We start from the raw sequence: 14,440 nt of genomic DNA, 5'->3' as shown, positions 1-14,440 counted from the left end.
GTTGTCAATATGGGCAGGTGACCATGGCCGAACCCAGCATCCAGACCCCGATCAGCGACGGGTGCGGCCAATCCTGCGCTCCCGGAGCCGGCTTGGATGTTGCCGCCGCCGAGCGTGCGGCAGCGGTCTTCAAGGCTTTGTCCGACCCGGTCCGGCTACGGCTCTACTCCCGGATCGCCGACTGCGACGGAGAGACCTGCGTCTGCGACATCCAGGACGTTGGGGTCTCCCAGCCGACCGTGTCGCACCACCTACGCAAACTACGCGAGGCCGGGCTGATCGACTGTGAACGCCGCGGCACCTGGGTCTACTACCGCGCCATTCCGACAGCGCTCGCCCCACTGGACGCCCTTCGCGCAGGGAACCAAACCACCCACTGAACCCCGCACGCACCAGATCCGATCTTCCGACTCCTCCCGCTGTGGCGGGTCGGCACGCCGTGTCGCTGCATCGCTGCAGGTGAGCGCGTGCAGAGTGGAGTCCAGCAGAGTGGTGTACGACGGACCTGAGTGAGCGCGTGCCTTCAACGTAGGCGCGGCCACCAGGTGGATCCTTCGAGTGATCTCTCACAACCAACCTCGAAGAAGGACACGTTGATGACCGCTGGACCCAGTATCGACCCTGCCCGTTTCCTGAACGAGCAGCTGTCCCAGGCGAGCCCCGATCTGATGCGGGACCTGCTCACCACCTTCGTCAATGCACTGCTGTCCGCCCAGGCCGACGCGGTGTGCGGTGCCGGCTACAACGAACGGACCCCGGAGCGGGTCAACTCCCGCAACGGCTACCGCCACCGCGACCTCGACACCCGCGTCGGCACCCTGGATGTCGCCGTCCCCAAGCTACGCACCGGGTCGCTGTATCCGGAGTGGCTGCTCGAGCGCAGGAAGCGTGCCGAACGAGCACTGACCAGCGTGGTGGCGACCTGCTACCTCCTCGGCGTCTCGACGCGGCGGATGGACAAGCTCGTCCAGACTCTCGGGATCACCGGCCTGTCGAAGTCCCAGGTCTCGGTGATGGCCAAGGAACTCGACGAGCACGTCGAAGAGTTTCGCACCCGACGACTCGAAGACGCCGGGCCGTTCACGTTCGTCGCCGCTGACGCGCTGGTGTTGAAGGTCCGCGAAGGTGGCCGTGTGGTGCCGGTGCACGTGCTGGTCGCGACCGGTGTCAACGCTGACGGGCACCGCGAGATCCTCGGCGTCAGGTCACCACCAGCGAGGACGGCGCCGGCTGGCTCGCGTTCTGGAGGGATCTGACCGCCCGCGGCCTCACGGGGGTCAAGCTCGTCACCTCTGACGCCCACGCCGGGCTCGTAGCTGCGATCGCGGCCACGAGCCCGGGCGCCGGTTGGCAGCGCTGCCGGACCCACTACGCGGCCAACCTGATGTCCGCGACCCCGAAGACCAACTGGCCGTGGGTCAAGGCGTTGCTGCACTCGATCTACGACCAGCCCGATGCTGAGGCCGTGCACGCCCAGTTCGACCGCGTCGTCGACGCCCTGCACGAGAAGCTCCCGGCGGTGGCTGAACATCTCGAAGGTGCCAAGGCGGACATTCTGGCGTTCACGCCGTTCCCGAAAGAGGTCTGGCGTCAGATCTGGTCGAACAACCCGAACGAGCGGCTCAACCGCGAAATCCGCCGGCGCACCGACGTGGTCGGGATCTCCCCGACCGCGCATCCATCATCCGGCTCGTCGGCGCCGTCCTGGCCGAGCAACACGACGAGTGGGCCGAAGGCCGCCGCTACCTCGGCCTCGACGTCCTCGCCCGCGCACAAGCCGTCGACACCACCACCGAGGAGGTGACCACCGAACTCGAACTACAGGCCCTCACAGCCTGACAACACGACCAACCGAGGGATCAACCTCGTACACCACCCCAGCGGACTTGACCCAGTCAGTCATGCCGGGGCCGGCGACCAGGAGCCTTACCTCAAGGCCCACCCAAAACGGTAACGGGGGTGAACTTTCAATCAGCGGTACGGGGCGAAAGTTCAATCGACCTTTGACACCAGTAGCGCCTTCGCTTTGGCGACGATGTCGCGTTCCAACTCTTCACGCTCGATACCTCAATCGGCGCTCCAGTCTTCCCACTCGCTGACCGAACCGATGATTGGGCGCAAGCTCTCGGGGTAGCCGAGCTTCTCCCAGCCCTCCGACCAGATCATGCGGCCGCCGACCTCCGGCCGCAGACGGCCGCCGACAATTTCACCGCACCACCAGTGGACAAGCTCCCACCGACCCTCAGCCAGGTCCGATGACGCGGTCTGCAGCTCGTCGGTGACGCGTCGGAAGACCTCCTGCGCCTCTGGCTCCTCGCGGCGAGCCAGTCCGGCCAGCTCGTACAGGGAGGGCGACTCGACCCCCAGAGCCACAGCCCGAACAGCAGCCTCGATCAGCAGGTCTGCCCGTACGAAACCGTCGAGCTGTTGACGGATCGCATGCATCCTCAACTCTGCGACTCGATCCATGTCGGCAGTCTGGCACCGCGGTCGCCTGCGGCAACCCAATTCGGCGCCGGTCTCATCGACGACGGTCGCGGCGATGAGGTCCCAGAATCGCTGGACCGGCGGTGCACACACGCCGTGGTCGACCGCGCTGCCCTGCGCGGCACCCCTCGTCGCCTACGCTGTGCGGGTGGAGCGCACCGCCGAAGAGATCCTTCATGACACCCTCGCGCTCGTGGCCCCGGGAACCGTCCTTCGAGAAGCCCTCGAACGCATCCTGCGCGGGCGCACGGGCGCTCTGATCGTGCTCGGCAACGACCCGGTCGTCGAACAGATCAGCACCGGCGGGTTCCCGATCGACATCGAGCTCACGGCCACCCGCCTGCGCGAGCTGGCCAAGATGGACGGCGCGATCGTCGTCGACAGGGACGGCACCCGCATCATCCGTGCGGCCACCCAGCTCCTGCCCGACGCCGCGATCGAGACGTCCGAATCGGGCACCCGGCACCGCACCGCCGAACGTGTTGCCAAGCAGACCGGCTTCCCGGTCGTCTCGGTCAGCCAGTCGATGCATATCGTCGCGCTGTACGTCGGCAACCTGCGCCATGTCATCGAAGACTCCACGGCGATCCTGTCCCGCGCCAACCAGGCGTTGCAGACGCTCGAGCGCTACAAGGAGCGTCTCGACGAGGTCGCCGGCACGCTCAGCGCCCTGGAGATCGAAGACCTCGTGACCGTGCGCGACGTCGCCAGCGTGGTGCAGCGCATGGAGATGGTGCGCCGCATCAGCGAGGAGATCGCCGCCTACGTCGTCGAACTCGGCGTCGACGGACGGCTGATGGCGCTGCAGCTCGACGAACTCGTCACCGGACTCGGCGACGACCGCACGCTGGTCGTACGTGACTACGTCGAAGCCGCCCGCGAACCGCTTTCGGTCGAGGAGGCACTCGACAACCTCGGCACGCTGTCGTCGGCCGATCTGCTCGACCTCGCCGCCGGCGCCCGCGCGATGGGTTTCTCGGTCACCGGCGACTCCCTCGACAGCGCGGTCAACCCGCGCGGCTACCGCCTGCTGTCGCGCATCCCGCGGCTGCCCGGCGCGATCGTCGAACGGCTCATCGATCACTTCGGCACCCTGCAGGCTCTGCTCGCCGCCGACTTCGACGACCTGATGGCGGTCGAGGGTGTCGGTGAGTCGCGGGCCCGCGCGGTGCGTGAGGGGATGTCGCGGCTCGCCGAGAGCAGCATCCTCGAGCGTTACGTCTAGGCCACCCCCCACACGCCACCCCACGCCCCTCCCGGGAAGATCACCGAAACACATTGCCCGACAACGAGATCGCCTCGATCCACCGCCGCATCATCGAGTGGTACGAGCGCGAGCAACGCCCGTTGCCGTGGCGCACCCCCGACTGCACGGCGTGGGGCGTGCTGCTGTCGGAGGTGATGGCTCAGCAGACCCCCGTGGCCCGGGTCGCACCGATCTGGGCCGAATGGCTCGACCGCTGGCCGACGCCCGCCGACCTCGCGGCGGCCGCGCCGGGTGAAGCCGTTCGGCACTGGGGACGCCTCGGCTACCCGCGTCGAGCGCTGCGCCTGCACGCCGCCGCAACCGCCATCGCGAACGACCACGACAACGTGGTGCCCTCGGATCCCGTGCAGCTGCAAGCCCTCCCCGGCATCGGCAGCTACACCGCAGCGGCCGTCGCCGCGTTCGCGTACGGCGTGCGGACAGTGGTCGTCGACACCAACGTCCGCCGGGTCGAGGCGCGCCTGTTCACCGGTGACGCACTCGCCGCGCCGAGCCTTACCGCAGCCGAATCACGTTTGGCCGCAACGGTTCTCCCTGACGACGACACCGACGCGGCCACCTGGAACGTGGCGGTGATGGAGCTCGGCGCCGTGGTCTGCACCGCGACGAACCCCGACTGCGGCGCCTGCCCGGTGCTCGACTCGTGCGCGTGGCAGCGGGCCGGTGCGCCGGCGTACGACGGCCCGGCCCGCAAGTCGCAGAAATGGGCCGGCACCGACCGGCAGGTGCGCGGCAAGCTGCTGCAGGCGCTGCGTGACGCGCACGGCCCGCTCCCCCGCGCCCAGCTCGACCTGGTGTGGAGCGATGCGGCACAACGGGATCGGTGCCTGGCCGGGCTGATCGAGGACGGCCTCGTCGAGCCCCTCGGCGACGAGAGGTACGCCCTCCCCAGCTGACCCACGTTCTCCTTTTTCCGGCGGGCGCGAATTCAGGCGGCGACCGCCAGCGCGCGATCGCCCCGCGGGCTCAGGCGCACCCGGTCGCCCGGGCGGAACTGCTCCACCTCGGCGTTCCCGACCTGGACGGTGACCAGTTCCTCGCGCTCGTTCCGCACGATCACGCGTCCGTGGCCGCCGAGGAAGCTCGCCGACACCACCTGCGCCGCGCCGTCCGCGGCGAGCGCGATACGGATCGCCTCCGGGCGCACCAGCACGACCACGTCGCCGGTCGCCGAACCCGGCAGCAGCGGCACGCTCGCGCCGAGCACCCGCGCCGAGGCACCGTCGGCCGTGCCGGAGAGCCGGTTGGTGAGCCCGACGAAATCGGCCACGAACGGGCTCGCCGGCTCGGAGTACAGCTGCGCCGGCGGGGCGATCTGCTCGAGCCGTCCGGCGTTCATCACCCCGACCCGGTCGGCGACCGCGAGCGCCTCCTCCTGGTCGTGGGTGACGAACAGCGTGGTGGTGCCGATCTCCAGCTGGATGCGCCGGATCTCGTCACGCAACTGGGTGCGCACCTTCGCATCGAGCGCCGACAACGGCTCGTCGAGCAGCAGCACCCGCGGCTCGATCGCCAGTGCCCGGGCCAGCGCGACACGCTGCTGCTGACCGCCGGACATCTGGTGGGCGTACTTGTCGAGGTGTGCCGACAGGCCGACGAGTTCGAGCACCTGCGCGGCCCGGTCGCGACGAGCCGACTTGTCGTGCTTGCGCAGTTCGAGCCCGAACTCGACGTTCTGGCGGGCGGTCATGTGCGGAAACAGCGAGTAAGCCTGGAAGACCATGCCCATGTCCCGCTTGTTGGTCGGCACCCGGGTGACGTCCGCGCCGCCGACGGTGATGGTGCCGGAGTCGGGGTCTTCGAGCCCCGCAAGGCAGCGCAACGCGGTGGTCTTCCCGCAACCCGACGGGCCGAGCAGCGCGACGAACTCGCTCGGCTCGATGTGCAGGGTGAGCCCGTCGAGAGCGGCGACCCCGCCGTAGAGCCGGCGCAGGTCGGTGAGTTGGACAGGCGTGCTCATGACTTCTTCTCCTTGCCGCCGCGACGCAGCCGCGGCCGGGCGCCCGGGGTGCCGCCGACGAACGACATGGCAAACAGGACGACGAATGCGAATACGAGACAGGCGAATCCGACCGCGACCGAGATCTTGGCGTCGGACTGGCCGAGTTGGAACATGGCGGTCTGCAGGTTGTTGCGCGAGAACAGGCTGGCGATCGTGAACTCACCCAGCACCAACGCGACCGACAGGAACGACGCCGACAGCACCGCGGTGCGCAGGTTGGGCAGCACGATCCGCCACATCACCGTCACCCACGACGCGCCGAGCGAGCGGGCCGCCTCCGACAGGGTGCGGACGTCGATCGCGCGCAGTCCGGCGTCGAGCGAGCGGTACGCGTAGGGCAGCACCAGCACGACGTACGCGAACGCCAGCCAGAGCGTCTGGGCGCCGAGGAAATAGTTGACCCAGCTGTAGACGGGCGTGAGCCCGACGACCAACACGATGGCCGGCACGGTCAGCGGCAGCAGACAGATGAACTCCATCAGCCGCGACATGCCCGGCAGTCGCAGCCGCACCCAGGTCATCGTCGGCACCAACAGCAGGAGCATCAGCACCACGGTCAGCACGGCGAGCTGCACCGACGCAACGAAACCCTCCTGCAACACCGGGTAGTCGGAGGTCACCTTGCCGAAGTCGGCGAGGTGACGCCAGGTGTCGAGGGTGTGTCCGTTGCCGCCCGCGCCCTGCAGCGTGAACTCCAGCATGCCGAGCATCGGCGCCGCGAAGAACAACATGCACAGGGTGACGACGACCCAACGGAAGACGTTCTGCTTGCGACGGAACGCGGCCCGCCGTCCGGTATCGGCGCTCATCGCTGCAACCACCGGGAGGCGCGCTTGTCGATCCAGGCGTAGATCGCCATCACGATCGCCACCACCACGACCATCGCCATCGCCATCGCCTTGCCGACGTTCTCCTGGCCGACGATGACATCGGACGACATGGTGCTGGCGACCTGCTGCGGCACCAGCGGCGACGCCTGGGTGATGAGGGCGGCGACCGTGGCGTACGCGGAGAAGGCGTTGGTGAACAACAGCAGGGTGGCGCCGACGAACGAGGGCGCGAGGATCGGCAGGGCGACCTTGCGCCAGTAGGTCCAGGTGGTGCCGCCGAGCGACTCGGTGGCCTCGCGCCACTGCGGGCGCAGCCCCTCGACCGCGGGCAGGAAGACGATCACCATGAGCGGGATCTGGAAGTACAAGTAGACCAGCATCAGGCCCTTGCTCCACTCATACAGCCAGAGGCTGCCGGTGAGGTCGACCCCGAGCTTCGCGAGCCAGCCGGTCAGCAGACCGGTCATTCCGAAGCTGGCGATGAACGCGAATGCCAGTGCGACACCGCCGAATTGGGCGAGCACACCGGAGAGCGAGGTGACGAACCGCTTGAGCAGTCCGTTCGGTTTGGAGGTGCTGATCGCGTAGGCGAGCAGCCCGCCGACCACCGCGCCGATGAGCGCGGTGGCGAGCGAGAGCAGCACCGACTTCTTCAGTGCCCCGAGGAAGACCGGCTGATTGAGCGCCGACACGTTCGACATCGTCGGGCGGCCCTGCGGGGTGAGGAACGCCCCGATCACGACGACCAGCGTCGGGATGATCAGGAAGACCGTCGTGTAGACGAAGAACGGGACGACGCCGGCGAGGGCGCCCGACGGCTTGATGCCGCCGAGCGCCCTGCCGGTGCGGGAACGAGTTGCCATGGGGGTGCGACCGCGAACGATCAGCCCATCGCCGCCGGCCACGCGGTGGCCAGCTTGCTCTTCGCCTTGTCGGTCTCGTCGGGGGTCGGCACGGTGACCTCACCGGCCTTCGGCAGCGCGGCAGCGGCCGCCTTGTCGATGGTGCCGTCGGCGGTCATCGCGTCCATGAGCACCGGGGTCGCGCCACCCTTCAGCCACGCGTTCTGGCCCGCGGCGCTGAACAAGTACTCCTGGAACAGGCGGGCAGCCGCCGGGTGCGGGGCGTCCTTGTTGATCGCCTGGTTGTAGTAGGTCTTCAACGCCTTCGGCGGAGCCCACAGCTTCCAGGTCTTCACCTTCGCCGGGATGGCGGTCTGGTTGTACGACCAGTCGAAGACGACCGGGGTCTGGCCCGACTCGATGGTGGCCGGGGTCGGGTCGACCGGCAGGAAGTTGCCGGCGGCCTTCAGCTTCTTGAAGTAGTCGATCGCCTTGGTCGGGTCGTCGACGGTGCCGCCCTCGTTGATCGCGACCATCTGCACCGCACCGAACGCCGAACCGGCCTTGGTCGGGTCACCGTTGAGCGCGACCTTGCCCTTGTACTCGGGCTTCAGCAGGTCGGCCAGCGACGTCGGTGCGGGCACCTTCGCCGAGTCGTACCCGACGGTCATCATGCCGGCGTAGTCGTTGACCCAGAGGCCGGTGGCCTCCTTGTTCTCCGCCGGGATCTTGTCGAACGACTCGACCTTGTACGGCGCGAACATGGCGGTGTTGGTGAGTGCCACCGCCGAACCCAGGTCGAAGACGTCCGGGGCGGTGCCCTGGCCCTTGAGCCGCTTGGCGGCGGCGATCTCGTCGGCGCTCGAGGCGTCGGGCTGGGCGCTGGTGATCTTGATCTGCGGGTACTTCGCCTTGAAGCCGTCGAGGATCTCCTTGTAGTTCGCCCAGTCCGGCGGGAGGGCGATGACGTTGAGGGCGCCCTCCTTCTTGGCGGCCTCGACGAGCTTGTCCATGCTGCCGAAGTCCTTGGCGGAGGTGGCGGTCTTCGCGTCGACCGCGGCGCCTGCCGAGCCGCCGGAGGAGTTGGTCGAGGACGAGGACGACGAGCTGTCGGTCGGGGCCGAGCAGGCGGCGACGGTCGCGGCGGTGAAGCCGGCGACCACGAGCGCGGTGAGGCGCGTGCGAACAGTGGACATGAACGACCTTCCGGGGTGATGCATGAAATGCCATGGGTGCCGCGAGTGCGGCTCGGGGGAACCGTATTGGCGAGATCAGCCCGGAATGCCTGTGTTTCAACGATGTTCGGCGGGCAAGGGCCAACAGTTGGCCAACCGTTCACCCACTTCCCAGCCGACCGTCGATCTGTGGCGCCGGGGTGTCGCGGTGGGCTAGGCTCTTGCATTTGTGTCTTCCACTGCCCTCGCCCCCAGCATGCGGCCCTACTGGAAGCTCTTCCTCGCCGGCATCCGCCAGCAGGCCACCTACCGGCTCGCGATGCTCGGCGGCCTCATCGCCAATGCGACCTTCGGTTTCCTCAAGACCGCCATCCTGTCGGCAACGGTGGTCGCGGGCGGCGGCATGGTCGGCGGCTACGACGGCGCGATGATGGCGACGTACGTGTGGGTCGGTCAGGGCATGCTCGGCTCGCTCAACCTCAACGGACGGCTCGACCTGGCCCACCGGATCAAGTCGGGTGACGTCACCACCGACTTCCTGCGCCCGCTCGACGTGCAGGCCGCGACCGTCGCCACCGAGGTCGGTAAGGCCGTGTATGCGCTCCTGCCCCGCGGCGTCCCCAGCGTTGTGATCGGCGCGCTGTTCGTCGGGCTCGGCACCCCCGCCTCCCCGCTGACGTGGTTGCTCGCGTTCGTCAGCCTGGCGCTCGGCATGATCGTGTCGCAGACCACCGTCTACGTGCTCGCCACCGCCGGGTTCTGGCTGATCGAACTGCGCGGCCTGCAGACGATGTACATGATGCTGTCGGGCTTCCTCGCCGGGCTGTTCGTGCCCGTCTCGCTGTTTCCGCGCTGGCTCGAGGTGCTCGCGCACGCCACGCCGTTCCCGGCGATGATGCAGTATCCGATCGGCATCTTCACCGAACACGGCGGCCCCTCCGGTGCGTGGGAACGCCTTGGGGCGCAATGCTTCTGGATCGCCGTCACCTGGGTCGCGGGTGCGCTCCTGACTCGACTGGGCCGCCACAGACTCGAGGTGCAGGGCGGATGATCACCCCACGCACCGCCCAGTTCGCGCCGTACCGCGCCGTGCTCGCCTCGCGGGTGCGTAGCCAGCGCTCCTACCGCACCAACTTCGCCCTCGACCTCGCGTCGTCGGCGCTGATCGGGTTCATCGAACTCGCCGAGATCTGGGTGCTGTTCCACAACGTCGGCTCGCTCGGCGGCTACTCGTTCAAGCAGATCCTGCTGGTCTACGGCATCGCCGACCTGGCGTTTTCGATCGCCGACCTGTTCTTCGGTCACTGCGACGACCTGCCCAACTACCTACGCGCGGGCACCCTGGACGTGTTCTACCTGCGTCCGCAACCGATCCTCGCCCAACTGATCGGCAGCGACATCTCGCTCAAACGGATCACCCGGGCAGGCGTCGCCATCGGCTGCATCGTGGTGGCGATCTCGATCGGCGACATCCAGTGGACGGCGGCGAAGGTGGCGCTGTTCGCGCTGAGCATCGTCTGCGCGGTGCTCATCTTCTCCGCGCAGTTCGTCTCGGCCGCGGGGTTGCAGTTCTTCCTGATCAACGGCGCCGAGGCCACCAATGCGTACGTCTACGGTGGGCGGTACGCCTCCACCCAGGTCGCGTCGGTGTGGTCGAACCCGTTGAAGGTGATCTTCGGGTTCTTCTTCCCGATGGCCTTCGCGGCGTTCATCCCGTCGCTGTGGTTGCTCGACAAGCCCGGGCCGGCAATGTTCCCCAGCTGGCTCGCCTGGTGCACCCCGATCATGGCGTTGTGGGCGTGGGGCGCGGCGATGCTGTGCTGGCGATGGGGACTTCGGCACTACCAAGGAGGCGGCGGATGATCATCGAGACCCACGGACTCACCCGCGAGTTCAAGCGCCGCGCGAAGGGCCCGACCCGCACCACGCTCACCGCGGTCGACCACCTCGATCTGCGGGTCGAGCCGGGCGAGTCGGTCGGCTACATCGGTGCCAACGGGGCCGGCAAATCGACCACCATCAAGATGCTCGTCGGCATCCTCGTGCCCACCTCGGGCCACGTGCGCACCTGCGGGCTCGACCCGTTGAAGCAACGCCGCGAGCTCGCCCGCCGGGTGGGCGTCGTGTTCGGGCAGCGCTCGCAACTGTGGTGGGACCTCCCGGTGCGCGAGTCGTTCGAGATCCTCGCCGCCATCCACCGGCTGTCGCCCGAGCGTGCGAACTCCCGCCGCGACCAACTCATCGACCACCTGGAGATGGGCGAGTTCCTCGACACCCCCGTCCGTCAGTTGTCGCTGGGTCAGCGGATGCGCGCCGAGGTGGCCGCCGCACTGCTGCACTCCCCCGAACTGGTCATCCTCGACGAACCGACCATCGGCCTCGACGTGCTGTCGAAGCAGCGACTGCGCGACTTCCTCATCACCGAGCGGGCCGAGCACGGCACCACCCTGCTGCTCACCACCCACGACATGGGCGACATCGAGCGGCTGTGCGACCGGGTGCTGGTGGTCGACCACGGCAAGCTCGCCTACGACGGCACCCTGCCGGGGCTGTCCGCCCAGGTCGGCGCCCAACGGGTGCTCGTCGTCGACCTGGCCGATGCCGGCCCCGACCTCACCAGCATTCCCGGCGCCACACACCTGGGCAGCGAGGCCGACGGGATGCGGCAGCGGCTGTCGTTCGACCCGTCCGCCACGACCGCGGCCGCTTTGCTCGCCGAGGTCGGCGCCCGCGCCGAGTTGCGTGATCTCACCATCGAGGAGCCCGACATCGAGGACGTCGTGCGCCGCCTCTACCTGTCGGCGCGATGACCGCCGACCTGCGCGCCCAGGTGTACGAGGTCGTGCGGCTCGTGCCACGCGGGCGGGTGGTGAGCTACGGCGACATCGCCGGCATGTTCGGCATCAACCCCCGCCAGGTCGGACGGTTCCTGGCCACCAGCGAGCCGTCCGAGGAGTTGCCGTGGTGGCGGGTCACGAACGCGTCCGGTGTGTTGCCGAAGCATCTGCTCGACGAGGCGCGCGCGTGCTGGTTGGAGGAGGGAATCGCCCTCAGCGCGGGCGGGAGAGGTTGCTGTATCAACAGCAGCCGCGCCGACCTGGGTGACCTGGCCGACGCGGCGGAAGAACGGTTGGGACCGTTGCCCGGGGTGAGCGGACCTGCCGCCGACCCCGGGCCCGAACCCGACTAGACGATCACGCTGACGATCAGCACGCAGATCAGGCCGACGACGGAGATCACCGTCTCCATCAGCGACCACGACAGGATCGTTTCCTTGATGGTCAGGCCGAAGTACTCCTTCACCAGCCAGAAGCCGGCGTCGTTGACGTGGCTGAAGAACACCGAGCCGGCACCGATCGCCAGCACGAGCAGCGCGAGGTGGGTGCTCGACAGGTCGGCCGCGAGCGGCGACACGATGCCGGCCGCGGTGATCGTTGCGACCGTCGCCGAACCGGTGGCCAGGCGAATGCCGACCGCGACCAGCCAGCCGAGCAGCAGCACATTGATGCCGGAGTCCTTGGCGAGGTCGCCGATCACGTTGCCGACGCCGGCGTCGACGAGCATCTGCTTGAAACCGCCACCGGCGGCGACGATGAGCAGGATGCCGGCGATCGCGGGCAGCGCCCCGCCGACCGACTTCTCGACCTGCGACTTGTTCATGCCCGAGCCGTAGCCGAGGAACCACATCGAGACGAGCACGGCGATCAGCAGCGCCACGGCCGGGGTGCCGAGGAACTCCAGGAACTTGCGGACGCCGTTGCCCTCGTCCATCACGATCTCGGCGATCGCGCGCGCGAGCATCAACACGACCGGCAGGGTGATCGAGATGATCGCCTGGGCGAAACCCGGACGCTTGGTGACGGTCTCGCCCTTGATCTCTTCGAGCTCCTCCACCTCGGCGGAGTCGGTGGCCGCGCCGCCGGCACCGACCAGCTCGGGGGCCTGCTTGGGCACGAGCCGGTCGACGAAGCCCGCCAGCAGCGGCCCACTGATGATCAGGGTGGGCACGGCGATGATCAGGCCGAGGATGAGCGTGGTGCCGAGGTCTGCCTTGAGCGCGTCGATCGCGACCAGTGGGCCGGGGTGTGGCGGCACGAAGCCGTGCAGGATCGACAGACCTGCGAGCGCCGGGATGCCGACGGTCATCAGGTTGACGCCGAGCTTGCGGGCCACCAGCACCACGACCGGCACGAGCAGCACGACGCCGACCTCGAAGAACAGCGGGATGCCGAGGATGAACGCGATGAGCGCCATCATCCACGGCACCTTGTTGGGACTGACCCCGCCGATGAGTTTGTCGACGATGGAGTCGGAGCCTCCGGAGTCCTGCAGCAGTTTACCGATCATCGCGCCGAGCGCGACCAGCAGACCGACCGAGCCGGTGGTGTTGCCGAACCCGGTCGTGAAGCTGGTGACGACGTCGGCGGGTGCGACACCGGCGGTGCCGCCCATGACCGCGGCGCCGAGGATCAGCGCGAGGAACGGGTGGAACTTCAGGAAGCTGATCAGGATGACGACGGTGGCGATGCCGAGCAGCGCAGCGATGATCAGCTGCGTGTCACCGGCATCCGTCAGCTTCTTGGCGTCGTCAGCACTGAGGAACGAACCGGCTTGTAGCGCAATGGTGTTCATGTTCACTCTCCAACTCGCGGGCTGAGGCCGAGTGCGGCCAACGAACGGGTGATGACCTGAGGCACACCTCCCTCGACGGAGACCTCGACACTGCCGGCGGCGAGTTCGTCCTGGTCGAGTTGCTCGAGGTCTTCGAACTGGCTGTGCAACAACGAAGCCGGCATGAAGTGCCCCTCACGTTGGCTCAGCCGCTCGGCGATGAGTTCCTCGGACGCGTTGAGGTGCAGGAACCGCACCTGCGGCCCGGCCTCCCGCAACAGGTCGCGATAGCTGCGCTTCAACGCCGAACAGGTGACGACGGCGCTTCGGCCCGAAGCGATCTCGTCGGCCATCCAGTCGCGCAACGACCGCAGCCAGGGCCAGCGGTCGTCGTCGTCGAGCGCGTGACCGGCGTGCATCTTGTCGATGTTCGCCTGCGGGTGGAACGCGTCGCCCTCGGCGAACTCGCACCCCAGGTGCGTCGAGATCCCCTTGGCGACAGTGCTCTTCCCGACTCCGGACACACCCATGACGACGACGATCTGCGCGCTCATGGTCCCCACAGTATCCGCGCCGTCCTGTCGCACGTTGTCGGCAGCGTCCTAGGTAATTACGTGGGACAGTGCCGATTTCCTGGGACGGTGCCCGGCCGAGCTGAAAGGCGCGTCAGAAGGTGAGCAGCATGCGGGTGTTGCCGAGGGTGTTCGGCTTCACCCGGTCGAGGTCGAGAAATTCCGCGACGCCCTCGTCGTACGACTGCAGCAACTCGCCGTAGACCTGCGGCTCCACCGGGGCGCCTTCGATCTCGACGAATCCGTGCCGGGCGAAGAACTCCGTCTCGAAGGTCAGGCAGAACACCCGCTCGACCCGCAGTTCGCGTGCGCGGGCGAGCAGTTCACGCACGATGAGGCTGCCGGCGCCGCGTCCCTTGGCGGCGCGGTCGACCGCGAGCGTGCGGATCTCGGCGACGTCGTCCCACATCACGTGCAGCGCACCGCACCCGATGATCTCGCCGTCGAACTCGGCGACCACGAACTCCTGCAGCGACTCGTAGTACGACACCGCCGGCTTCGGCACGATCGCCCGCGACTCGACGTACGGCGCGGTCACCTCGCGGATCCGACGGACGTCGTCGGCGCGCGCGGCGCGCACGATCGGCTGGTCGCGCACGATCGGCTGGTCCGGGGTCACCCACGCAACGCTAGTGGACCCCCGCGCACGCAAAC

The 14,440-nt window shown here is 68.2% G+C and carries 15 protein-coding genes and 1 pseudogene; 8 read left to right on the top strand and 8 right to left on the bottom strand.

Annotation, left to right across the window (positions count from 1 at the left end):
• Positions 1-23: 23 nt before the first annotated feature.
• Entirely contained in the window at positions 24-380 is a 357-nt protein-coding gene (locus DFJ65_RS04955; protein ID WP_115924107.1) for an ArsR/SmtB family transcription factor, read from the top strand.
• A 216-nt stretch (positions 381-596) separates the two neighbouring features.
• Positions 597-1,839 (top strand): annotated as a pseudogene (locus DFJ65_RS04950) (IS256 family transposase).
• Between the two features lie 228 nt (positions 1,840-2,067).
• Here DFJ65_RS04950 and DFJ65_RS04945 read toward each other — a convergent pair.
• The gene (locus tag DFJ65_RS04945; protein ID WP_147301310.1) at positions 2,068-2,445 is read right to left on the bottom strand and encodes a hypothetical protein; all 378 of its coding nucleotides are present in this window, start codon (positions 2,443-2,445) and stop codon (positions 2,068-2,070) included.
• 97 nt (positions 2,446-2,542) lie between these two features.
• Here DFJ65_RS04945 and disA point away from each other — a divergent pair, with 97 nt between their 5' ends.
• Both disA and DFJ65_RS04935 read left to right on the top strand, forming a co-directional pair.
• Complete coding sequence (gene disA, locus DFJ65_RS04940) at positions 2,543-3,712, top strand: DNA integrity scanning diadenylate cyclase DisA (protein WP_115924106.1); 1,170 nt, start codon at positions 2,543-2,545, stop codon at positions 3,710-3,712.
• A 53-nt stretch (positions 3,713-3,765) separates the two neighbouring features.
• Positions 3,766-4,650 (top strand): HhH-GPD family protein, encoded by an 885-nt coding sequence (locus DFJ65_RS04935; protein WP_115922070.1) that lies wholly within the window; start codon positions 3,766-3,768, stop codon positions 4,648-4,650.
• A gap of 32 nt (positions 4,651-4,682) precedes the next feature.
• Here the strand turns inward: DFJ65_RS04935 and DFJ65_RS04930 are convergent, their stop codons facing one another.
• Genes DFJ65_RS04930 through DFJ65_RS04915 form a run of 4 tightly spaced genes read right to left on the bottom strand, consistent with a single transcriptional unit; the run spans position 4,683 to position 8,624 of the window.
• Complete coding sequence (locus DFJ65_RS04930; protein ID WP_115922069.1) at positions 4,683-5,714, bottom strand: ABC transporter ATP-binding protein; 1,032 nt, start codon at positions 5,712-5,714, stop codon at positions 4,683-4,685.
• Complete coding sequence (locus tag DFJ65_RS04925) at positions 5,711-6,565, bottom strand: ABC transporter permease (RefSeq protein WP_115922068.1); 855 nt, start codon at positions 6,563-6,565, stop codon at positions 5,711-5,713. The genes DFJ65_RS04930 and DFJ65_RS04925 overlap by 4 nt, the downstream gene beginning before the upstream one ends.
• The gene (locus DFJ65_RS04920; RefSeq protein ID WP_115924105.1) at positions 6,562-7,449 is read right to left on the bottom strand and encodes an ABC transporter permease; all 888 of its coding nucleotides are present in this window, start codon (positions 7,447-7,449) and stop codon (positions 6,562-6,564) included. Before DFJ65_RS04920 ends, DFJ65_RS04925 begins: the two co-directional genes overlap by 4 nt.
• Positions 7,450-7,469: 20 nt before the next feature.
• On the bottom strand, positions 7,470-8,624 hold the full coding sequence (locus DFJ65_RS04915) for an ABC transporter substrate-binding protein (protein ID WP_115922067.1): 1,155 nt from the start codon (positions 8,622-8,624) through the stop codon (positions 7,470-7,472).
• A 208-nt stretch (positions 8,625-8,832) separates the two neighbouring features.
• On the opposite strand from DFJ65_RS04915, the gene DFJ65_RS04910 reads away from it, so the two are divergent.
• Genes DFJ65_RS04910 through DFJ65_RS04895 form a run of 4 tightly spaced genes read left to right on the top strand, consistent with a single transcriptional unit; the run spans position 8,833 to position 11,793 of the window.
• Entirely contained in the window at positions 8,833-9,654 is an 822-nt protein-coding gene (locus tag DFJ65_RS04910) for an ABC transporter permease (protein ID WP_245950012.1), read from the top strand.
• Positions 9,651-10,466, top strand: a complete 816-nt coding sequence (locus DFJ65_RS04905) for an ABC transporter permease (RefSeq protein ID WP_115922065.1) — start codon at positions 9,651-9,653, stop codon at positions 10,464-10,466. The genes DFJ65_RS04910 and DFJ65_RS04905 overlap by 4 nt, the downstream gene beginning before the upstream one ends.
• Positions 10,463-11,413, top strand: coding sequence for an ABC transporter ATP-binding protein (locus DFJ65_RS04900; RefSeq protein WP_115922064.1), 951 nt, complete (start codon positions 10,463-10,465; stop codon positions 11,411-11,413). Before DFJ65_RS04905 ends, DFJ65_RS04900 begins: the two co-directional genes overlap by 4 nt.
• Positions 11,410-11,793 carry an MGMT family protein gene (locus tag DFJ65_RS04895; RefSeq protein ID WP_115922063.1) on the top strand — a complete coding sequence of 128 codons (384 nt, stop codon included), beginning with the start codon at positions 11,410-11,412 and terminating at the stop codon, positions 11,791-11,793. Before DFJ65_RS04900 ends, DFJ65_RS04895 begins: the two co-directional genes overlap by 4 nt.
• On the opposite strand, the gene DFJ65_RS04890 is transcribed toward DFJ65_RS04895, so the two are convergent.
• The 3 genes from DFJ65_RS04890 to DFJ65_RS04880 form a co-directional block, all read right to left on the bottom strand.
• On the bottom strand, positions 11,790-13,235 hold the full coding sequence (locus tag DFJ65_RS04890) for a GntP family permease (RefSeq protein WP_115924104.1): 1,446 nt from the start codon (positions 13,233-13,235) through the stop codon (positions 11,790-11,792). The two genes, DFJ65_RS04895 and DFJ65_RS04890, sit on opposite strands and share 4 nt — an antisense overlap.
• A 2-nt stretch (positions 13,236-13,237) precedes the next feature.
• Positions 13,238-13,768: a gluconokinase gene (locus DFJ65_RS04885; protein WP_115922062.1), complete on the bottom strand. Its 531-nt coding sequence runs from the start codon at positions 13,766-13,768 to the stop codon at positions 13,238-13,240.
• A gap of 112 nt (positions 13,769-13,880) precedes the next feature.
• Positions 13,881-14,405, bottom strand: coding sequence for an amino-acid N-acetyltransferase (locus DFJ65_RS04880; RefSeq protein ID WP_245950010.1), 525 nt, complete (start codon positions 14,403-14,405; stop codon positions 13,881-13,883).
• Positions 14,406-14,440 lie beyond the last annotated feature (35 nt).

Source organism: Calidifontibacter indicus (genome assembly GCF_003386865.1).
GTDB classification, from domain to species: Bacteria; Actinomycetota; Actinomycetes; order Actinomycetales; family Dermatophilaceae; genus Yimella; species Yimella indica.
The sequence above is the reverse complement of the archived record's forward strand: the minus strand, read 5'-3'. Positions and strand labels throughout refer to the sequence as shown.